This window comes from Synechococcus sp. MEDNS5, from assembly GCF_014279875.1.
Taxonomy (GTDB): domain Bacteria; phylum Cyanobacteriota; class Cyanobacteriia; order PCC-6307; family Cyanobiaceae; genus Synechococcus_C.
On record NZ_CP047952.1, the window covers coordinates 1,310,403 to 1,330,695 of the forward strand.

Below are 20,293 nucleotides of genomic sequence, written 5' to 3' on the forward strand. Positions count from 1 at the left end.
AACTGCCCTGATGAAGCTCGATCAGTTCCTCAAATGGCAGGGATGGGTTTCCACAGGAGGCGAGGCCAAGCTGCGCATCCGCGATGGCCAGGTACAGGTCAACGGCAAAGTGGAATCGCGCCGAGGGCGGCAGCTCACGGCTGGAGATCATGTTGAACTCGGTGGAGAAAGCGCCACGGTTCCCGAAGACCCTCAGGCTGGGCCGTAAGTTGGCTGCTGCTGAGCTGCAGAGGACGCAAGCGTGCGCAAACCGGTGATCGCAGGCAACTGGAAGATGCACATGACCTGTACCCAGACCCGGGACTGGATGGGTACCTTCTTACCCCTGATCGCTGAGACTCCGGATGACCGTCACTTGGTGGTGGCTCCGCCCTTCACCGCGATCAGCACACTGGCGGATGTGGGAACTGGGAGTCGGGTCGAAATCTCCAGCCAAAATGTGCATTGGGAAGGTCATGGGGCGTACACAGGCGAGATCTCACCAGCGATGCTTCAGGAGCATGGCGTGCGTTACGCCATCGTTGGCCACAGCGAGCCCCGGAAATACTTCAGCGAGAGCGACGAACAGATCAATCACAGGGCCCGTTCAGCGCAAGCTCACGACCTGATCCCCATCGTGTGCGTGGGCGAAAGCGATGAGCAGCGCAGCCGTGGTGAAGCTGAACGGGTCATCCGTCGTCAGGTGGAACAGGGCCTTGAAGGTCTTGATCCGGCTCGGTTGGTCGTGGCCTACGAACCAATCTGGGCCATCGGCACAGGAAAAACCTGTGAGTCCGCGGAGGCGAATCGAATCTGCGGACTGATCCGAAGCTGGGTGGGTTCACCTGATCTGATCATTCAGTACGGAGGATCAGTGAAACCAGCAAACATCGATGAGCTCATGGGCATGAGCGACATCGATGGTGTGCTGGTCGGAGGCGCGTCGCTTGATCCAGAGGGCTTCGCGAGAATCGCGAACTACAAGAAAGCCTGAGCGAGCAATGCGCCATCCCACCTGCTGGGGTCACAGACCAGCTGTGATGGGTGTGATCAACCTCACCCCAGACTCCTTCAGTGATGGAGGCCAGTTCAACGGTGAGAATCAGGCCACAAGAGAAGCCGATCGACAGATCCGGGAAGGCGCCGATGTGCTCGATCTCGGCGCTCAAAGCACGCGACCTGGGGCAGACGAAGTGGGTGCGGAAGAGGAACTTAGACGTCTGATCCCTTGCCTCAAAGCAATCAGACACGCCCATCCAAATGTAATCATTTCCGTCGACACGTTCCTGGCTGCTGTGGCATCAGCGGCTCTCGATGCGGGTGCCGACTGGATCAATGATGTCAGCGGAGGCCGCCGCGATTCAGCCATGCTTCCGCTGATTGCTGAAGCGGGCTGTCCTTACGTGTTGATGCACAGCCGAGGAAACAGCGCAACGATGGACTCTTGCACCAATTACGGCAAGGAGGGCGTGGTGAATGCAGTCCGACGAGAACTGCGGGAAAGCACCCAACAGGCCTGCAAGCAAGGAGTGAAGCTTGCGCAACTAATTTGGGATCCAGGACTGGGATTTGCCAAAGACAATGAACAGAACCTGGAGCTAATCCGCCAGCTCGAAGAACTTCAACACGATGGCATTCCCTTGTTACTGGGCCCATCTCGAAAACGCTTCATCGGCGCGGTCTTGAACCAGCCACGACCTAAAGCACGCATCTGGGGGACTGCTGCAGTCTGCGCACGTGCCCAGGCCGCAGGCGTGCATGTCTTGCGGGTGCACGATGTTGGTCCGATCCATCAGGTGGTGAGCATGGGCGAAGCCGTTGCCCGAGACACCTGATTGATTTCGCTAGAACAGGGATCCTTGCAAGTCACGTTCGTCCATGACATCAGAGCATGCCCTAACCCTTCTCTATGACGGTGGCTGCCCACTCTGTGTCAGAGAGGTGGACTTTCTCCGCCGCAAGGATCTACAGGAAGCGATGCAATTTGTGGATATCAATGCCCTGGATTACTGCTCTGAATCATGGGGTGGAATCACCTACCGCCAAGCCATGGCAAGGATTCATGCCATCGATGCCGACGGAACAGTTCTCAAGGATGTGGCTGTGTTTCGAGCTGCTTACCGCTTGATCGGTCTTGGCTGGATCTATGCGCCTACAACATGGCCTGTCGTCGGTCCAATCGTCGACTGGTTGTATTCACTTTGGGCGCGCTATCGACTGCCGATTACCAGAAGACCATCCTTGGACAAATTATGCGCTGAGCGATGTGAACGAACTGACACCTGAATCCCAGCTAGTTCTGACAGCATTCAGGATTAAGTCGTGACACCTTCAATCCGATCCTCAACTTCCTGGTACAGCTCCTGTAACTGTTGGATGTTTTCATCGGATGTTTCCCAGTATCCCCGACCATTTACCTCAAGCAATGTTCCGACAATGCGCCGGAAGCTGTGAGGGTTCAACTCCAAGAGACGCTTCCGCATCTCTGGATCGTTGATGAAGGTTTCGTTAGCTTCCTCGTATACGAAGTTATCAACCGCACCACTGGTAGCACTCCAACCGAGCGTGAAGTTGAGGCGCTTGGCCACTTCGCGAACACCCTCATAACCGGAATCAAGCATGCCTTCGTACCACTTGGGATTGAGAAGCTTGGTCCGAGAATCCAGACGAATCGTCTCGCTCAGGGAACGCACTTGCGCATTGGCTGTTGTGGTGTCAGCGATGTAGCTGGTTGGTGCTTTGCCATCATTACGCAAGCCCTTAATGAGCTTGGTGGGGTCACTATCAAAATAATGACTCACATCCGTCAGTGAAATCTCTGCCGAATCAAGATTCTGGAAGGTGACATCAGCGGTTTTCATCACGTTCTCAAACACATCACGCTTCTGGTTCATCTCGCCGGGATTGTCCGCGTTGAAGGCAAACGTTTTACGGGAAAGGTACATCTCCTGCAACTCACCTTCTTCTTCCCATGTGCTGTTTTCTACAGCGAGGTTGACATTTGAGCTGTAGCTGCCACTGGCATTTGAGAACACTCTGCAAGCAGCATCGCGAAGACTTGTACCTTCCTTTTCGGCCTGTTCGAGGGCATGGCGTCGCACAAAATTCTGCTCGAGCGGTTCATCAGCTTCAGCCGCCATTTTCACAGCCTGGTCAATTAAAGCCATCTGGTTGATGAACAGGTCACGGAACACACCGGAGCAGTTCACAACAACATCAATCCGGGGGCGACCCAACTCCTCGAGAGGGATCAACTCAAGCTTGTTGACACGGCCGACAGAATCAGCCATCGGCTTAACACCAACAAACCAGAGTATCTGAGCGAGAGATTCACCGTAGGTCTTGATGTTGTCCGTACCCCAGAGAACACAGGCAATGGTTTCTGGCCATGTGCCTTGCTCTTCACGCTGGCGCTCAATCAACTTATCGACCACACCCTTCGCTGCCGCAACTGCTGCACGGGTAGGAATGGCCTGCGGATCAAGGGCGTGAATATTTTTGCCGCTGGGAAGAACACCGGGGTTACGGATGGGATCTCCGCCTGGCCCTGGAAGCACGTATTCACCATCAAGCGCCCGCAGCAAACTTTCCATCTCCATATCCGCGCAAATTTGCTCAAGGCAAAAACGCAGATAGGAAAAAAGCTTGTCGAGTTCGGTGGAATCGATGCTGGTGAAGCCTGCGCCACAGCATGACCTCAACCAGGGAGTCGGGAGCTTAAGGCCGAACTTGGTGAGGAGGTCTAGAAGCCATCCGAAGTTGCCACGCATGTTCACCCTGCCATCCAGACCGGTCAAGGAACGAACCATGGAGCCGATGGCCGCCCGGGAAGTTTCAGTGATCGTCCGATTCAGTTCAACATCAGCGAGAACCCCCTCATCATTGCCTCGATAAATGTCTTCAATGGTGCGTCCCATCGCTTCAGCGAGAAGCCCAGGGAGTGAGCGAAGACCATCCTCCTCACGCTCCAGTGCCGCAATATTGACCAAGGTTGCGACAGCCTCTTCAGCCGTGGGTGGTTTGCCGATGGTATGGAGACCACAGGGGAGGAGACGACTTTCAATCTCCATCAATTGGCGGTAAACAGCTCCAACAAGAGCATCCCGTCCCTCGAGATCAAGGGATGCAGCATCGTCATCAGGAAGATCAACATCCTTGTCCAGATTGCACTGTCGGGCCGTTTCAACAATCGTGTTCACGATCTGAACGCCGCGCCCACCCTCGCGCAATTGCTGATAGGAACCGACGAGTTCACCAAGCTCTTTGAGGCCCTTGTAAAGGCCAGCATTCTCTGCTGGTGGCGTGAGGTAGCTGATCGTGGAGGCATATCCGCGACGCTTGGCGATTGTTGCTTCGGAGGGATTATTAGCTGCGTAGTAGTACAGATTCGGCAAAGAGCCAATCAATGAATCCGGATAACAGGTTTCGCTCATGCCCATCTGCTTGCCGGGCATGAACTCAAGTGACCCGTGAGTTCCAAAGTGGAGGACTGCATCAGCTCCCCACACTTTTTCGAGGTAGGTGTAATAAGCGGCGAAGCCATGGTGAGGGCTAGCACTACGGGAATAGAGAAGGCGCATTGGATCACCTTCGTAACCAAATGTGGGCTGCACCCCAACAAACACATTGCCAAAGTGACGGCCGTAAATCAGCAGGTTCTGCCCATCGCTGTTGAGATTTCCAGGAGGTTTACCCCAGTTCTCCTCCAAACGCTCGGAGTAAGGGGTCAGCCGCTCGTACTCCTCCACACTCATGCGGTGGGCGATTGAAAGCTCCGGTGCTCCCTGCATCGCCTCAGGGTCATTGATCACCTCTTCCATCAAAGTTTTGGAATCACGCGGAAGATCCTGAATGTCATATCCCTTCGCCTTCATCTCTTCGAGAACACGATGAATGGATCCGAACACATCGAGATAAGCAGCCGTTCCCACATTTCCCTTGTCAGGAGGAAAGCTGAAAACGGTGATCGCTAACTTTTTCTGCTGACGCGGCTTGATTCGCAGGGATGACCAGCGAATCGCCCGTTCGGCGATGGCATCGACCCGATCCTGGAGGGTATGGGCTTTTCCAGTTGCATCATCACGGCCGGAAAGAACGATGGGTTCGATGGCACCATCAAGCTCCGGAATCGCAATCTGCAGAGCCACCTGCACGGGATGGAGACCGAGGTCACTCTCCTCCCACTCTTGGGTGGTCTGGAACACCAATGGCAAGGCCACCATGTAGGGGCGATTGAGCTTCTTGAGGGACTCGATCGCCTTGGGGTGATCCTGGCGAGCCGGACCACCAACCAGTGCGAATCCAGTCAGCGACACGATTCCATCGACCAATGGCTGTTCTGGGTTCAGCGGGTCAAAGAAGAAGGCGTTGACAGGCTTGGAAAAGTCGAGGCCGCCGCAGAAGATCGGGATCACCCGTGCACCACGGAACTCAAGCTCCTGAATGATTGCGACGTAGTGCGCGTCATCACCAGTCACGATGTGGCTGCGCTGCAGCACCAAACCAATCACTGGCCCCTGACGGGCTTCATCGGAGAGATCGGTTCGGCTTGACGTCCAGTTGAGATACTCCTTGAGATCTTCGAACATGTTGGGCGCAAGGGGATGCCAAATCCCCAAATCGGGGAAGACTTCCGGCTCCGCCACCACCATGGCTGGACGCTCCTCACCTTCAGCGGCAGGGAAGACATACTTGTCGGCAAGCATCAGCAGGAAATTCCTGAGGTTGTCTGGAGTTCCGCCAAGCCAGTACTGGAAGCTGAGCATGAAGCTCCTGGCATCCTGCGCTTTCTCCACCGGCAAGTACTTGAGAACAGTCGGGAGCGTGTTGAGAAGCTTGAGCATGGCGTCCTGAAAGCCAGCACCACCGGCTTCCTTCCGCTTTTTCATGAAGCCGGCAATGGCGCTTTTGCTCTGCCCAAGCTGCGCCATTGAAAAGGAGCCAAGCTTGTTCAAACGCATCACCTCGGGCATCGAGGGGAACACCACAGCCGCTTTGAGACGATCGCGATGCGGGGCGACCGCCTCGACCACCTTTTGCGCTAGGTCTTCGATGAAGATGAGCGAGGCGATAAATACGTCCGCCTCGCTGACATCCCTCTTGAAATTTTCGTAATTGTCGGGATCGCGCAGTTCTTCGATCAGGTAGCCACAAAGATCGATTCCAAGATCGCCTTGAGCGGCGTTCAGAGCAGTGGCGGCTTGGGTGAGTGAGTTTTGGTACTGAGGTTCCAGAACCACGTACACCGCCTTCATCACGGACTTGTGGTTTTGACCCTCCACAGGAGCAACGCGACGATCAGCGGAGCGGACCTGTGTGAACATCTGCACTCTTTGAGCAATGTGAAGAACATTACGGCGGGCCGTGCTCAAGATGCGAGTGTTTGGGGTCTGGTGTTACAAGACCCCCGAGCCCATAGGCTCAAGCAAGTGACAGCAGTGCCATGAGTTCAGCAGCGGCTGGTTCGATCCCTGTGGTGGTCACAGGAGCGCTTGGAAGGATGGGTGCTGAAGTGATCAGGGCTATTCAAGCCGCGGAGGACTGCCATCTCGTCGGTGCCGTGGACACCACGCCTGGCAAAGAGGGACACGACGTTGGCGATTGTCTCGGCCTAGGGCCCCTCGAGGTCGCCGTGACCGCCGATTTAGAAGGATGCCTCTGTGCGTGTAGCCAAGCCGTACGCGACGACGGTCGCGGACACGGTGCCGTGATGGTGGATTTCACTCACCCGTCAGTCGTTTACGGCAATACCCGCGCCGCAATCGCTTACGGCGTGCACCCCGTGATCGGCACCACCGGGCTTTCACCACAACAATTGAACGATCTCAGTGAGTTTGCGCGCAAAGCATCCATCGGCGGCGCTGTGATCCCCAATTTCTCCGTGGGAATGGTGCTGCTGCAACAGGCAGCCGCGGCAGCAGCGCGCTTTTACGACCATGCTGAACTCACCGAGCTTCATCACAATCGCAAGGCCGATGCACCCAGCGGGACATGCATCAAAACCGCTGAACTGATGGAGGAACTCGGCAAATCCTTCAACCCCGACGAGGTCGAAGAACATGAATCCCTTGAAGGGAGCCGCGGTGGACGTCGTCCTAGTGGACTTCGCCTTCATTCTCTGCGGCTACCGGGCTTGGTTGCACATCAAGAAGTGATGTTCGGAGCCCCTGGCGAAACGTATACCCTTCGCCACGACACGATCGATCGCTCTGCATACATGCCAGGGGTGCTGCTGTGCGTGCGCCGGGTCCGTCAACTCGAGGGGCTGGTCTACGGCCTTGAACGCCTGATCTGATTCACGATGCTTCTGCCTCTGCGACCGGGAGAACTCCAGCGTCTGATTCCGGCAGTCGCCACGGGGACGCAATTCAGAGCATCCCTCGGCAATCCCCGCAAAATTCTTCAGCGCCTGCTGATTTCAGGAATCGGCGGGGTGATCACGCTTCTCATCAGCCAGAGCTTGTCGTTCAACCGCTGGGGATCGGTTTGGTTGATCGCTGGAGTCGTCCTGCTTCTTTATATCCTTTGGGGTCCGATCGTTGAAGCAGGTCGTCGCAATGCCCAGCTGCGGCGCTACCCAGCAGCAGCCTTATTTGAAGGCGAGGTTGCGGAAGCATTCACCCAAGAACGCGTGGAGAACCAGCGTGAACAGGCCGATGCCAACGGCCGCCTCGAACTGGTCGAGAACCGGCGAACCTGGATGGTGATCGACCTTGCCGATGAGGATGGTTACCTCGGCAGGATCAGTTTCCCGATGACCAAGGCCCACGGATCAATCCGACCGGGAATGGTGGTGCGTTGCATCGTGCTCAGTGATCGCAAGGACTTCAGCAGCTTGGGAGCGCTGACCGATGCCTGGTTACCGGAGGCCCGCCTCTGGGTTGGGGACTACCCATTCCTGCTGAGGCCTGCTTTCGAGGATCTTTGCCGACTGCGCCTGCGCGGGAACACCCGGGACCGATAGTCCTGAAAAGATGCGTTACGCTATGTAAAGACGCCTGAGACAAATGTCCGAAGTACCTGCAAATGCACCGGTCATCCGTGGAGCAACAGTCACAACAGAAGATGGTGGCCGTTTGAATGCATTCGCCACAGAGCCCAGAATGGAAGTGGTAACCACCGAAAGTGGTTGGGGGTTCCACGAGCGCGCCGAGAAGCTGAACGGACGCATGGCCATGCTCGGCTTCATTGCTCTGCTTGCGACTGAATTCGCCATGGGCGGAGAAGCCTTCACCCGCGGCCTGCTGGGCATCGGCTGATTCCTTGCCAGATGTCACGGCAACTGACCGGTTCCTAATTGTTGGAGCCGGTCCAACGGGCTCCCTTCTCGCCCTTGGTCTTGCACGGCAGGGATTCAACGTCCTGTTGGTTGATCATCAGGCGCGCCCCGAATTAATTGAAAGAAGTCGTGCATACGCCTTAACCCATTCATCCAGGCGATTGCTTCAACGCCTGGATGTGTGGGATCAACTGCGGTGTTTTCTATCCCCGTTTGAGTCTCTTCGTCTCGACGACCGAGTTCTGGAATTAACTGCATGGTTTCGCAGCCGCGATCTCAGACCCGGCAATAGAGGGTCTGAGGCGATCGGCTGGATCCTGGATCACAAGCCGTTGATGACAACGCTCCTGCACGAGCTTGAAAACAACGCATTGGTCAACATTCACTTCAGCGTTGATTCCCGTTCCCTACAGCAGCAGCGAGAGCATTTCAACTGGACTGTCGCTGCTGATGGTTCTCGCTCGACGCTTCGTCGCTCTAAGGCGATGCCGTTTTGGAGTCACTCCTACGAGCAAGGTTGCTTCACAGCCAAAGTTTCCCTCGATGGGGCTGAGCAACGATGTGCCTATGAATTGTTCAGAGCCGAAGGTCCAATGGCTGTCTTGCCACTTGGCGGCAAGCTGTACCAAGTGGTCTGGAGTGCTCCTCTTCAGCACTGTCGTGAACGGTTAAACCTGCAAGACCATCAACTGCTGCAGCAACTAGCAGCCGTTCTTCCAGTGGGGATTCGTCCCACAGCTCTTTTGGATCAACCTGGGGCGTTCCCTTTGGAACTCAGCCTTGCCCCGCAACTCAATGCCGCAGACCTGTTGTTGGTCGGAGAATCGGGCCATCGCTGCCACCCCGTTGGTGGCCAGGGACTGAACCTCTGCTGGCGGGATGTGAGCGACCTGCTTGATCTCACGAAATCGAGAACTCTCAGCGGTTCTCTGCCTTCAAACCTGGGGCGCCTCTACACCTGGCGACGGCTTCCTGATCTGATCAGTGTTCTGCTCTCCACAGACCTTCTGATCCGATTGTTCTCCAATCGGCAACCACTAATGCTGCCGGTGCGGTTCCTAATCATCAAGCTTCTGGCGCAGGCCAGATGGGTTCGACGCGTCAGTCTTTCTGCCATGACCGACGGTCCTGGCACCTTGCTCTCCCGCTTGCCAGAGTGTGGGCAGAGGATTGCCCGCCATGGTGACCAGCAGCGATCCACAACCCCAGCCGAATCCCGCTCTGCTCAGTTTTCTTCAGCAGAAAATGGGACTTAGTGACAACGCGATCAATCTGGGATTGCGTCAAGCCACTTTGGAACAGGCTCCTCTCCCTGTCGTGCTTTGGAGCTTCGGTCTTCTGAATCTCAGCCAATACCAGGACGTTCTCGACTGGCAACACCAGCATGAGTGAGAGCTCAGTTGTAAATAATCAGTGATTCGACCGGTACACCAGCTGGAAGTTTTTTGCGCCCAGCGAGATCCGCAAGTTCGATCACGAATCCGCATCCCACAAGCACTCCGCCGGCCTTGGTGACCAATTCAGCCGATGCCGAGGCCGTACCGCCAGTGGCCAGAAGGTCGTCCACAAGCATCACCCTCGGATGATCAGACAGAGCATCAGCATGAATCTCCAGTCGATCACTGCCGTACTCCAAGGTGTAATTGATTCCGATCACCTCACCAGGCAATTTGCCGGGCTTGCGCACGGGTACAAACCCCTTCTTCAACTGGGTTGCCAGTGCCGTTCCAACAATGAACCCCCTGGATTCGATGCCCACGATCAGATCCGGTTGCCATCGATCACACACAGCGGTCAGGCGCCGGATCACCTCATCCCATCCGCTGGGTTCCTTGAGCAAGGGAGAGATGTCTCGGAACAAGATTCCGGGCTTAGGGAAGTCGGGAATATCGCGAACGTACTGACGAAGATCCACGAGGTGGTGACGGAAAGGCCTTAACCCTGGCATCATCGCAGCCATGACCGATGTTTCAGTTCCGGCGGTATCCGATCCGTCTCAACCCGAAGCCGTTCTCGGCCGACGGGCGCTCGAACGCCTGGATCTTCTGTTGCTGACCGTGGAGTCACTGGATCTCAACGGAGGTGAGGCCATGCTGTGGGCAACCCGACAGCTCGGGTTTGAGACGGTTTTTCCCAACCGCGTCGAACTCTGGAAGCGCCGGTGCCATAACCCACTCAGGCGATCAACCCGCCGTGGATCTCTTGCAGCGGTTGAAACTGAAGCCCTGATCCGCATTCTCTGCGCCATGGCGGATCGTCTCTACCCATTGCTGCATCAACTGCTGTCAAGCAAGGAACCTGCACACCTCACAGAGCAACGCTGGGCACTCCTGGATCAGCGCCTCGGCGACTTAATCGAAGAGCGCATGAACCTCCGCAGGGGAGCCATTCAGCGCCTGCTTGATGGTCAACAGGCCATGCCCCTTCAGCGCCAACTCGTGCTCACACTGGCCCTGGCTGCCGGTCCAGGTGGAGTCGATCGGCTCCGCGCCAGCCTTCTCGATCCGACCCCCTGATGGTGATGCTGAAACAGTCCTTCCGATACGACCAAACCGCTGCACGCTTGGAGGTTGATGGTCTTCCAGACTTTTCTGCCGACCATGGCACCAATGCGATCGGCATTCTCTCCAGCTGGAGACTCACCATGATCAGTGGCCCCGAAATGGAAGGGAAACGGGAGCACCTGGAAGCCCTCATGGCTGCGGTCATTCCCTATGCCCGTCTTCAACTTTCGGGGGTGTCCAGAATTCAAGGCCAGGATGGGGGGCCTGTGCGAATCCTCCCTCTCGAGCAAGGACATCAACTGGAACTGATCAGTAGCCGCAGTGGCGTTCCTCCTCTGATCCTTCAACTCGATGATGCGGATCTTGCAGACCTGGTGCGCTGTCTCGATGCCCTGCGCCACGACGAAAGGGTTCGCATCCAGTGGCCTCTGATCAACCATGCTCCTCTGCCGAAGCGAGATTTGGCAGAACGAACACCCCTGCTTCAACGCTTGGCAGCACCAGTGCTGGGCACCGGCACGTTTTTGCTTCTTGGACTGGTCGGTCTGCTTGTGCCAATCCCCACACCCGAGACCCCGCAGACCACTCCCCAGCTCGAAGAGCAGGAAGAGCGACGAGAGCCACCGATTAGCAATCCTGCACAAGCTGATTGAGAGCGTTGACCTCAGCAGAGAGATCCTCAGAATGATCAGGTCAGATGAATGTGGGAATGGCATCAAGCTGGTCAGATCTCCGTCGTCGCGTTGCACGCATCGGAGCTTCGCTTGATGTCGTCGTCCGGAGCGATCCGGAAGTTTGCGGTCTCAGTGGTTCCGGGTATCACATCACTCTCCACCACAGTGGTTATGGAGACTGCACTGTTGGTGACCTCACCCTGATCGACTGTCCCAACGAACTCGTGCTCACGGAATTTGAGCGCTGGATGCGAGGGGCCGGACACCAGGCGATGTCATGAACCCACCCAAGATCCCCCCTCTGCGCAAGGGAACGTCACAGAGAAAAGTGTTCACGAAAGGACGCTCCTCCCGACCGATATCCGTCGGCAGGCAACTCCTCGAGTCCATTTTGTTGCTCAGCTTTGGTGCCGGTGCGTTCACCTTCCTGAGCTGGCTGCCGCAGAAACTCGACGCCATGGTGGTCGTGAGCGAAGCGATCGCCGACCTGATCCGTGGTCTCAGTCAGCTTCTTGAAGCAGCGCTGGGCCTTGCGGCCGTGATTCTGATCGCCCTGCTGCTGGTGCTGGCGTTCGTATCGATCATCGCAGGAACCATCCGCCTCTTTAAGGGATGCAGCCGGCTGATGCGCGGAACGACAAATCCTCACGTGAAAACGAAGCGCTCAGCGTCAAAGATCAAGCGCTGAAAGGCGTGAGGAGCTCAGGGAGCAGGTGATCGAGGGGCCAGTGAACGCTGAACAATCCAAAGCTCCTCAAGTGTCAATCCACCATTCGCATCAAGATCGAAGCTGGTGAAGTTGCGGTTGAGCCAGGGCAAAGAACGACATTCCGATCGATCCAACTGACCATCGCCGTTGCGATCGGCCTGACGGAAGCGTTGCTGTAGACGCCTGCCACTGGGATGAGGCGTTGATGGTCTGAGATCTTCCAACAAAAGGAAGCCCCGGGAATCACGGCGTTGCAGTCTGCGTTCAAGGTATGGGTCACCCTTCACTTCACCAGTCTCCAAGCGTCCATCACCATTCACATCCCTGCGAATAAACAGCGCTTCCATCCGCTGCCCATAGGAGTGGACGGGTCTGGATTCAGCCCACCCCGGAAGAGCAGCAAGTGGAGTGATCAGGAGCCCAAACGCCCCGATCTTCAGTGATGGCAGCCAAATCAACATTCGTTCAGGTTATGGGCAACCAGAAGCCAGGGGATGTCTGAGTGATGACAGGACCCTGATCAGCTGTGACAGGGTCAATTCCTTGGCGACAGGATGCTGATGCATCCATACGATCAGGTCATCTCTTGCGGGAATGGAACGGTGGGACGCTCCTCAATGATCTGGGTGGTCGACGACGATCCTGAGCTGCGCCAGATGGTGGGCACCTACCTGATCGACCAGGGCTACGACGTGCGCAGCCTCAGTGACGTCAAACAGCTCGAGGCAAGACTCGAGTTCCAGCGACCTGATCTGATCGTTCTCGATCTGATGATGCCTGGAGACGACGGTCTCACAGCCCTTCGTCGTCTCCGCGACGCTGGAGACGACCTGCCAGTGGTCATGTTGACCGCCCGCGGCGAGGGCGTTGACCGCATCATCGGTCTTGAACAGGGTGCTGATGACTATCTCGCCAAACCCTTTTTGCCGAGGGAACTCTCCGCGCGAATCGAAGCCGTTCTTCGGCGCCGCAGCTCCCTCCCGGCTGGAACTCCTCTCGCGGAAGGTGGCGATGTGGTGTTCGGAGAGAACGTGCTCGATCTTGCCGCCCGGACGCTGACCCGCGACGGCAAACCAGTGGTGATCACGAGTGGTGAATTCAGCCTGCTGGCATCCTTTGTGCAGCACCCACACCGTCCGCTGTCGAGGGAACGGCTCATTGAGCTGGCACGCGGGCCTGGTTGTGACACAGACAGCCGCAGCATGGACGTGCAGGTCTCCCGGGTACGCAAACTGGTGGAACCTGACCCCACACGTCCCCGCTACCTGCAGACCGTCTGGGGCTATGGGTACGTGTTTGTTCCCGACGGTCAACCTCGCTCTCGCTGACTCTCTCCCATGCCGTCTCCGTCCTGGCAGAAGCGCATCAGCTCACTGCTGGGATGGGGAACCCTGGCGCTCGGCAGTTCGGCCTTCTGTCTGCTGGTCTTCCAGGCCTTGTTTGGACGTCAGTTGGAGCAGCTTCAGACCATTCAGCTCGGTCGTGACTTAGCCCTCAACGTCAGGCTCACAGAACTGGCCTTGGAGCGATACCCACCCCATCTGGTGGCGGAACTCACCGGATTGGATCTGGTGGTCACCGTGCGGCCCGAACCGTCGCCGATGGATCCATCGGCAGGATTCAAACGTCAGTCTGAGGCACTACAGCAACAACTTTGTCAGAGATTGTCCCACTGCCCGATGGCCCATCCCCACCGCGCAGCTGGGGATGAACGCAGCATTTGGATTGAGCTGATTTCACCCCTGGAGCCCATCTGGTTGAAGGTGAATGTGCCCTCGATGATGCGTTGGCCCCCAGAGCCAACCCTCTTAGGACTGTCACTGGTTGGATCGGGCATCATCTGCGGCGGGTTATTTCTGCTCGTGGAGGTCGAGGGCCCTCTGAGAAGCCTGGAGAAGGCCCTTGCCAGGGTCGGGGAAGGGGGCGGACCGGATGCTGTACCGGCTCGAGGCGCGCCGGAAGTACAACGACTCACGAAGCGCTTCAACGCAATGGTGCAGCGCCTAGCCACAAGTCGCCAAGAACGGGCCACCATGCTGGCCGGAATTGCCCACGACCTAAGGGCACCGATCACGCGCCTTCAGTTCCGGCTCTCCATGCCTCAACTCACGGCGGAAGACCGAGAGCGCTGCGCTGGTGATCTTCAGTCCCTCGAGCGGATCACGGGGCAGTTTCTTTTGTTTGCAGGAGGTGGAGACAGTGAAGCCTCGGTCGAGGTTCCTCTCGAGCAGCTGCTGTCAGAAGTGGCCAGCAGTCATCCAGCTGATCAACTCCATCTGGATCTCATGCCTCTCTCCATGGCCGTGAAACCGGTGGCCCTCGGCAGGGCGATCGCCAACCTTATTGACAATGCGTTCTCTTACGGAACAGCCCCTGTGGTTCTGCGACTGCGTGAACTGAACTCACGCTGCAACATCGAAATCTGGGACCAGGGTGAAGGCATGCCAGCCAGCGAATGGGAACAGGCGCTTCAGCCCTTTCACCGCCTCGATTCTTCCCGAGGGCAACAAGGTCACTGCGGGCTCGGGCTCGCGATCGTCTCCCACGTGGCGAATCTTCACGGGGGACGCCTGGAGTGTCTGCAGGGGGATCTCTGTTCCGAACAGCACCCTCCAGGACGCTTCGCCATTCGCCTCAGCCTCCCCTTGCCTGCTGATCGCCAATGCTCAGAACCCACACAAAGCTGAGAAAAACATTTGCACTGAAGGGGTGACGCGCGGAATCAGTCACCAATGAATGAAAGGCTTCCCAAACCATGGCGCACAAGGACAAAGACAAGGGCAAGCACAAGGCCCATGACAAAAAAAAGGACAGCGGAGACAAGCTTCCCGATACCGTCCTGGATAGCTTTGCGGGCAGCGAGCAGGATCTCGCCAGTCCGGCAGAACTGCTGGACGACCTGTTGGAAGGTCGGAATAACAAAATCGAACGGCTGAATAAAAAGCTGTACGAAGCCGAACTGGTGAAACTCCAGACCCAGCTTGTGAAAATGCAGTACTGGATCAAAGACACCGGCTACCGCATGATCGTTCTGTTTGAAGGGCGGGATGCGGCAGGAAAAGGTGGCACGATCAAACGTCTCACAGAGCCCTTGAATCCCCGAGGTTGCCGTGTCGTTGCCCTCGGAACGCCGACCGAGCGACAGAAAACGCAATGGTATTTCCAGCGCTACGTGGAACATTTCCCTGCAGCCGGTGAGATCGTGGTGTTCGATCGCAGCTGGTACAACCGTGCAGGCGTGGAACGAGTGATGGGCTTCGCCACTCCTGAACAGGTTGAGCAATTTCTTGATGACGTGCCCAAATTCGAGCGCATGTTGGTGCAGAGCGGCATCCTGCTGCTGAAATATTGGTTTTCGGTGAGCGACACCGAACAGGAGGCCCGTTTCCAATCGCGAATCGACGACCCCACCAGACGCTGGAAGCTCAGTCCCATGGATCTGGAAGCACGTAATCGTTGGGTGGAGTTCTCCCAGGCGAAAGACACCATGTTTAATCACACCAACATTCCGGAGGCTCCCTGGTTCACCGTTGAAGCCGACGACAAGCGCAGAGCACGCCTCAACTGCCTGCGACATGTACTGAGCAAGGTTCCCTGGGAAGACATGACCCCACCAGCAATCGAACTTCCGCCGCGGCCGGAACAGGGCAACTACACCCGCCCACCGATCAACGAACAGTTCTTCGTGCCGAATGCCTACCCCTACACCTAGAAAAACGGAGAGATTGTTGAATGCCTCATGACATCCCCGCGCAAGAACAGACACGCAAATGGTTCCGAAGTCATTTGCTAGGCAGGGAAGTGGAGTTACAGGATCTCTACGAACTGTCGCAGGGAGACCTGGATCTGTTGATGGCTGAAACGGCTGAGATCCGATCAGACCCTGAAAACAGAGCCCGCAGCCATGGACGCTGGTGTACAGCCGGTTACGTGCTCGAACTCTCCCGCATCATCGATACACGACGTCTCAATGAATGAGTTATCAACAGCCATGAATTGTGCGCAACGACTGCTTCCACTGGCGACGCTTTTGGTTCTCTCCAACAGCATGGTTGCCCATGCGGGATCTGTGACGGTGGGCGGCGTCAGTGAAGCCATTGCGACCAATCGTGCACTAGCCAAGGTTCCATCAGGCAAAACCGTGACCGATACATCCTGCGAAGTGATTGGAACCGCAGGAAATTCGAGCACTTACCGCTGCACGGTCACTTGGGAATGAGTCCGAAACACTGAAGACCAGCGTCGTGCTCACGGTCAGCTTCCGCCATTGAGCTGGGCAAACCAAAACCCGGCAAGCTGCCAGCTGGACCACAAGAAGATTCCAAGAAAGAGCCAATTCACCCATGCAGGGCGGTTGTTGTTCTCAAACATCGAAGAGCCGATCGGGCCCTCCATTCTGTTCAAGCAGCTCCAGTTCAGACGGGGGAGTGAAGCGGTTGTTTGCGCTTGAGATCATGCATACCCTCAAGCTGCTGGTGCACGGCCTTGAGCTGCCGCTGAATGTGATCACTCTGTGGAAGCGAGCTTAAGGATGCCAACGCAAGTTCAAGATGGTGCTTGGCATCAATCAGCAAACGACACTCCAGGCTGCCAGGCTCGTAACTCATCGCGTTCTTGAGACTCTTTTCATTTAGGCGCAACCAGTTCAGATCGACTGTGTCAACCACGACGCTTTCGACCTGATCAAGGCTCAAGTCGTCCTCCGGACGCCTCAATCAGATTCCATGGGCGTTCAATGCCTCCTTGAACACTCCAGATCCCAAGCTGGGCCGCTTTGGCTTCACGCTCAAGACGGTTGTAATCGACGTCATTGCACTGCCCCAGATAACCGTCGTAGGCAAAAACTGCACCTTGCTTCAAGAGTGGAGCAGCCACATCAGCCCCATCGTTGATTAATCGAGCCACAATCCTGCCGTACACGTCCCTTGCACGCAGCTCCAGAACAACGCCGTTTCCAGGCTGAAGGGAACGGCGAAGCTGATCTGTGGCGTTTTGTGCCCATGGCCTCTGCTCGACGAGCGGTGCCTGAATGCAAGCCAGCCTGACGGCACGTCCCTCACCCTCAAGATCAACAAGTACTTCCTGGCCGTTGTTCACCGTCAAAACCGTCACCTCCTGACGGGGATGAGGGTCAGCGACGACCCTGGGAGGAAGGATCGCTGGGGAAAGGGTCAATGCAGCACCAAGGATCAAGGAACCCCGAATGTGCCGTCGTTGAAATCTCCCCATCAGCTTGGTACCACCTCAACGTCGATGAACTCACCGGATTCCATGGCCTGTGCCGTGAGATAGCGGAGCGTTCGGTTGCGGATCAACTGAACCTCAATGGCATTCCAGCTGCCACCGATCACACAGCCCACCAGCGGGATCGTCTTGGTGATCAGAGCACGTTGACTCACTCTGCGCCCGAACACCTTGGTCATCACGCCGTTAATCAGAGCGAGGCTGCGCTTGTTGATCAGTTTCAACACCATCTCACGGGTGGCCGTGTGCGCAGCCTTCAACCCCAGCTCCACACCCACTTGGCTGATCACACTGGAGCCGAAGACCGGGAACAGCAACTCGTGGCGAGCATTCTCACTCTCAAGGAAACCTGGAATCAGGAGCTCGGCGGCGCAGGCCGCAGCGAACAGCTGAGTCCGGGTCGTGACGGAGAGATCCGCCAGCGCCCCAGCCACACTGAGGACGGGATTCGCAGCCAACCCCATCGCCGCTCCCGCCGTAATCACGCGCAATCGCGCATCGCTGAATGCACGTTCAGCGAGCTCATAGGTTGTGGCATCTGGATATCGGCGGCGCAGAAGATCCACTTCACAGCGCACCTTGCGGGCATCAAAACTGATGACCCAGTCGAGTAAGTCAGCAACTGAGTTGAGCGGCAAGGCGAAAGTCCCCACACCCTTCACCTTATCGGGATCAGCCAGGTTGGAGCTTTAGCGAACGAAGAGCATCTCCCGGTAGGAGGGCAGGGGCCAGCGATCGTCGTCCACGTGTTCCTCCAAGGCATCCACGGCCTCACGCAACTGCTGCAGCCGAGGCAGCAACACACCCGCGCAGTGGTTCATGGCCGCGGCGGTGTCTCCGTTGTGCAACTGGTGCAATTCCCCTGCCAGAGCCGTTGCATGGTCGTCCATACGCTTGTGCAACTCAGCGATCTGATGGAGATCGCGGGTTTCAGGCTGAAGTCCGAGTGACTGCTGCTGCTGCAGGCTGCGCGCCAGGGCGCTCAGATGCTTCTGAACGGCTGGGCTGATTTGCGTGCGCACCATGGAGAGGGCCACTTTGGCCTCCACTTCAATCGCGAGGGAGTACTGCTCTCCATACACCTCGTAGCGGCTTTCCATCTCCACCGATGAGATCACGCCATGGCGCTGGAACAGGCTTCGCACCTCCTCGCGGCGCAGCACTGGCAGAGCTTCGGCGGTATTGCGGAGATTTTCCAGGCCACGATCGTCGGTCGCTTCCCGATGCCACGCGTCGGAGTAACCATCACCGCCGAACACGGCGGAACCATGCTGATCCATGATCTGCCGAATCACCACCGCCGCAGACTGTTCGAGACTCTGGCCAGAGCCCATCTCAGCTTCAAGGCGATCGCTGATCCATTCCAGGGAGTCAGCCAGCACGGTATTCATCGCCACGAGGGGCCCAGCGACAGACTGGCCGGAGCCAACAGCACGGAACTCAAACCTGTTTCCGGTGAAGGCAAAGGGGGAGGTGCGGTTGCGATCTCCGGCATCTTTGGGGAATTCCGGGAGGGTATCCACACCCAGACGCATCACTCCCCCGTGGGAGCTTCCTGTGACCTCTCCCCGTTGAATCTGCTGGAAGACCTGCTCCAGCTGCTGTCCGAGATACACGGAAATGATCGCTGGAGGGGCTTCGTTGGCACCGAGGCGATGGTCATTGCCCGCCGTCGCCACAACGGCACGCAGCAAGGGACCATTGCAATGCACACCGCGGATCACTGCAGCACAGAACAACAGGAATTGAAGGTTGTCGTGGGGAGTGCGGCCGGGATCCAGCAGGTTGCCCTGGGTGCTGTTTCCAACCGACCAGTTCACATGCTTTCCGGACCCGTTGATTCCAGCGAAAGGCTTTTCATGTAGCAGGCATGTGAACCCATGACGCTTGGCGGTACTGCGCAGCGTGGTCATGATCAGTTGCTGATGATCCGTGGCGACATTGGCGGCTTCATGAACTGGCGCGATCTCGAACTGGCCAGGTGCAACTTCGTTGTGTCGGGTCTTGGCTGGAATTCCGAGTCTGTAAAGCTGGCTCTCCACGTCTTGCATGAACACCTGCACTCTTTCCGGAATCGCACCGAAATAGTGATCATCAAATTGCTGACCCTTGGGTGATGCCGCGCCGAACAGCGTGCGACCCGCGAGCAGAAGGTCAGGCCTGAGGGTGGCGAACTGAGTGTCCACCAGAAAATATTCCTGCTCGGCCCCACAGGAGCTGTTCACAGGAGCCACCTCTTCGTTGCCAAGAAGGTGAAGCAACCTCTTCGCCTGCCGGTTCATGGCGGCATTCGAACGGAGCAGAGGCGTTTTCTTATCAAGAGCCTCACCTGTCCAGCTCACAAACACCGTGGGAATGCAGAGCGTCACTCCGTTGGAGGTGCGCATCAAATAAGCCGGACTGGTGATGTCCCAGGCCGTGTAACCACGAGCCTCGAAGGTGGAACGGATGCCTCCATTGGGGAAGGAGCTGCCATCAGGTTCACCCTGCACGAGGAGCTTCCCTGAGAACTCATGGATCGCCTGACCATCACCTTGCGGGCTGATGAAACCGTCGTGCTTCTCCGCAGTGGAGTTGGTGAGGGGATAAAAAACGTGTGCGTAATAATGCGCGCCCTGGGACACAGCCCAGTCCTTCATCGCTTGGGCGACCACATCCGCCACAGCGAGATCAAGGCGCCCGCCATCGCGGATCACGCGGCGGACCACTTTGTAGGACTCCTTGGGCAGGGCACTTTTCATCCTTGCGAGCGTGAACACGTCGCTCGCCCAAACCTCTTCCAGGGGTTGCGCGGGCGCACAGTGCAACGGCGTGCGCTGCTGGATGGCCTGAAGTGCAGCCAGACGGGCGGGATGGGGCATGGTGCAAAAACCCGCAGGGCAACGGGATGAAGCTCGTTAACTCG

The 20,293-nt window shown here is 57.1% G+C and carries 25 protein-coding genes; 18 read left to right on the top strand and 7 right to left on the bottom strand.

The features are described 5' to 3' along the window. Positions 1-10: 10 nt before the first annotated feature. From SynMEDNS5_RS07040 to SynMEDNS5_RS07055, 4 genes are read left to right on the top strand one after another with little or no spacing between them, the layout of a single operon-like run. On the top strand, positions 11-208 hold the full coding sequence (locus SynMEDNS5_RS07040; RefSeq protein ID WP_186582737.1) for an RNA-binding S4 domain-containing protein: 198 nt from the start codon (positions 11-13) through the stop codon (positions 206-208). A gap of 33 nt (positions 209-241) precedes the next feature. After that, positions 242-973 (top strand): triose-phosphate isomerase, encoded by a 732-nt coding sequence (gene tpiA / locus SynMEDNS5_RS07045; RefSeq protein ID WP_186582738.1) that lies wholly within the window; start codon positions 242-244, stop codon positions 971-973. Positions 974-980: 7 nt separating this feature from the next. Then, the gene (gene folP, locus SynMEDNS5_RS07050) at positions 981-1,814 is read left to right on the top strand and encodes a dihydropteroate synthase (protein ID WP_186582739.1); all 834 of its coding nucleotides are present in this window, start codon (positions 981-983) and stop codon (positions 1,812-1,814) included. 43 nt (positions 1,815-1,857) lie between these two features. Further along, positions 1,858-2,265 (top strand): thiol-disulfide oxidoreductase DCC family protein, encoded by a 408-nt coding sequence (locus SynMEDNS5_RS07055; RefSeq protein ID WP_186582740.1) that lies wholly within the window; start codon positions 1,858-1,860, stop codon positions 2,263-2,265. 29 nt (positions 2,266-2,294) lie between these two features. Here the strand turns inward: SynMEDNS5_RS07055 and SynMEDNS5_RS07060 are convergent, their stop codons facing one another. Continuing rightward, on the bottom strand, positions 2,295-6,302 hold the full coding sequence (locus SynMEDNS5_RS07060) for a magnesium chelatase subunit H (protein WP_186582741.1): 4,008 nt from the start codon (positions 6,300-6,302) through the stop codon (positions 2,295-2,297). Between the two features lie 119 nt (positions 6,303-6,421). On the opposite strand from SynMEDNS5_RS07060, the gene dapB reads away from it, so the two are divergent. Genes dapB through SynMEDNS5_RS07085 form a run of 5 tightly spaced genes read left to right on the top strand, consistent with a single transcriptional unit; the run spans position 6,422 to position 9,649 of the window. Next, positions 6,422-7,273, top strand: coding sequence for a 4-hydroxy-tetrahydrodipicolinate reductase (dapB, locus tag SynMEDNS5_RS07065; RefSeq protein WP_186582742.1), 852 nt, complete (start codon positions 6,422-6,424; stop codon positions 7,271-7,273). A 6-nt stretch (positions 7,274-7,279) separates the two neighbouring features. Then, a complete protein-coding gene (locus SynMEDNS5_RS07070) occupies positions 7,280-7,942 on the top strand; it encodes a hypothetical protein (protein WP_186582743.1) in 663 nt (220 codons plus the stop codon). A gap of 43 nt (positions 7,943-7,985) precedes the next feature. After that, on the top strand, positions 7,986-8,237 hold the full coding sequence (locus SynMEDNS5_RS07075) for a high light inducible protein (protein WP_186582744.1): 252 nt from the start codon (positions 7,986-7,988) through the stop codon (positions 8,235-8,237). A 4-nt stretch (positions 8,238-8,241) separates the two neighbouring features. Continuing rightward, on the top strand, positions 8,242-9,513 hold the full coding sequence (locus SynMEDNS5_RS07080; protein ID WP_186582745.1) for an FAD-dependent monooxygenase: 1,272 nt from the start codon (positions 8,242-8,244) through the stop codon (positions 9,511-9,513). Next, a complete protein-coding gene (locus SynMEDNS5_RS07085) occupies positions 9,437-9,649 on the top strand; it encodes a DUF2949 domain-containing protein (protein WP_186582746.1) in 213 nt (70 codons plus the stop codon). Before SynMEDNS5_RS07080 ends, SynMEDNS5_RS07085 begins: the two co-directional genes overlap by 77 nt. 4 nt (positions 9,650-9,653) lie before the next feature. On the opposite strand, the gene SynMEDNS5_RS07090 is transcribed toward SynMEDNS5_RS07085, so the two are convergent. Next, positions 9,654-10,217 carry an adenine phosphoribosyltransferase gene (locus SynMEDNS5_RS07090; protein WP_255440050.1) on the bottom strand — a complete coding sequence of 188 codons (564 nt, stop codon included), beginning with the start codon at positions 10,215-10,217 and terminating at the stop codon, positions 9,654-9,656. Here SynMEDNS5_RS07090 and SynMEDNS5_RS07095 point away from each other — a divergent pair. The 4 genes from SynMEDNS5_RS07095 to SynMEDNS5_RS07110 are packed head-to-tail and all read left to right on the top strand — an operon-like array spanning position 10,216 to position 12,123. Continuing rightward, positions 10,216-10,773 (top strand): DUF3038 domain-containing protein, encoded by a 558-nt coding sequence (locus tag SynMEDNS5_RS07095; RefSeq protein ID WP_186582747.1) that lies wholly within the window; start codon positions 10,216-10,218, stop codon positions 10,771-10,773. The genes SynMEDNS5_RS07090 and SynMEDNS5_RS07095 overlap by 2 nt on opposite strands. A 5-nt stretch (positions 10,774-10,778) precedes the next feature. Continuing rightward, on the top strand, positions 10,779-11,414 hold the full coding sequence (locus SynMEDNS5_RS07100; RefSeq protein ID WP_186582748.1) for a DUF4335 domain-containing protein: 636 nt from the start codon (positions 10,779-10,781) through the stop codon (positions 11,412-11,414). Between the two features lie 56 nt (positions 11,415-11,470). Beyond that, entirely contained in the window at positions 11,471-11,716 is a 246-nt protein-coding gene (locus SynMEDNS5_RS07105; RefSeq protein ID WP_186471346.1) for a hypothetical protein, read from the top strand. Next, positions 11,713-12,123 (top strand): hypothetical protein, encoded by a 411-nt coding sequence (locus SynMEDNS5_RS07110; protein WP_255440051.1) that lies wholly within the window; start codon positions 11,713-11,715, stop codon positions 12,121-12,123. The genes SynMEDNS5_RS07105 and SynMEDNS5_RS07110 overlap by 4 nt, the downstream gene beginning before the upstream one ends. Before the next feature lie 14 nt (positions 12,124-12,137). On the opposite strand, the gene SynMEDNS5_RS07115 is transcribed toward SynMEDNS5_RS07110, so the two are convergent. Continuing rightward, the gene (locus SynMEDNS5_RS07115; RefSeq protein ID WP_186582749.1) at positions 12,138-12,605 is read right to left on the bottom strand and encodes an EF-hand domain-containing protein; all 468 of its coding nucleotides are present in this window, start codon (positions 12,603-12,605) and stop codon (positions 12,138-12,140) included. 156 nt (positions 12,606-12,761) lie between these two features. Between SynMEDNS5_RS07115 and SynMEDNS5_RS07120 the strand changes: the two genes are divergently transcribed. The 5 genes from SynMEDNS5_RS07120 (at position 12,762) to SynMEDNS5_RS07140 (ending at position 16,363) form a co-directional block, all read left to right on the top strand. Then, positions 12,762-13,472 carry a response regulator gene (locus SynMEDNS5_RS07120; protein WP_186585895.1) on the top strand — a complete coding sequence of 237 codons (711 nt, stop codon included), beginning with the start codon at positions 12,762-12,764 and terminating at the stop codon, positions 13,470-13,472. Between the two features lie 9 nt (positions 13,473-13,481). Further along, positions 13,482-14,831 carry an ATP-binding protein gene (locus SynMEDNS5_RS07125; protein ID WP_186582750.1) on the top strand — a complete coding sequence of 450 codons (1,350 nt, stop codon included), beginning with the start codon at positions 13,482-13,484 and terminating at the stop codon, positions 14,829-14,831. Positions 14,832-14,899: 68 nt separating this feature from the next. Further along, the gene (gene ppk2 / locus SynMEDNS5_RS07130) at positions 14,900-15,856 is read left to right on the top strand and encodes a polyphosphate kinase 2 (protein WP_186582751.1); all 957 of its coding nucleotides are present in this window, start codon (positions 14,900-14,902) and stop codon (positions 15,854-15,856) included. A 20-nt stretch (positions 15,857-15,876) separates the two neighbouring features. After that, positions 15,877-16,122 carry a hypothetical protein gene (locus SynMEDNS5_RS07135; RefSeq protein WP_186582752.1) on the top strand — a complete coding sequence of 82 codons (246 nt, stop codon included), beginning with the start codon at positions 15,877-15,879 and terminating at the stop codon, positions 16,120-16,122. A 13-nt stretch (positions 16,123-16,135) separates the two neighbouring features. After that, the gene (locus tag SynMEDNS5_RS07140; protein ID WP_186582753.1) at positions 16,136-16,363 is read left to right on the top strand and encodes a hypothetical protein; all 228 of its coding nucleotides are present in this window, start codon (positions 16,136-16,138) and stop codon (positions 16,361-16,363) included. 196 nt (positions 16,364-16,559) lie between these two features. On the opposite strand, the gene SynMEDNS5_RS07145 is transcribed toward SynMEDNS5_RS07140, so the two are convergent. Genes SynMEDNS5_RS07145 through SynMEDNS5_RS07160 form a run of 4 tightly spaced genes read right to left on the bottom strand, consistent with a single transcriptional unit; the run spans position 16,560 to position 20,249 of the window. Continuing rightward, positions 16,560-16,811, bottom strand: a complete 252-nt coding sequence (locus SynMEDNS5_RS07145; RefSeq protein ID WP_370593512.1) for a hypothetical protein — start codon at positions 16,809-16,811, stop codon at positions 16,560-16,562. A gap of 16 nt (positions 16,812-16,827) precedes the next feature. After that, positions 16,828-17,319, bottom strand: a complete 492-nt coding sequence (locus tag SynMEDNS5_RS07150) for a thermonuclease family protein (protein WP_255440052.1) — start codon at positions 17,317-17,319, stop codon at positions 16,828-16,830. Between the two features lie 53 nt (positions 17,320-17,372). After that, positions 17,373-18,041: a hypothetical protein gene (locus SynMEDNS5_RS07155; protein WP_186582755.1), complete on the bottom strand. Its 669-nt coding sequence runs from the start codon at positions 18,039-18,041 to the stop codon at positions 17,373-17,375. A gap of 36 nt (positions 18,042-18,077) precedes the next feature. Continuing rightward, the gene (locus SynMEDNS5_RS07160; protein ID WP_186582756.1) at positions 18,078-20,249 is read right to left on the bottom strand and encodes a glutamine synthetase III; all 2,172 of its coding nucleotides are present in this window, start codon (positions 20,247-20,249) and stop codon (positions 18,078-18,080) included. Between the last annotated feature and the right edge of the window lie 44 nt (positions 20,250-20,293).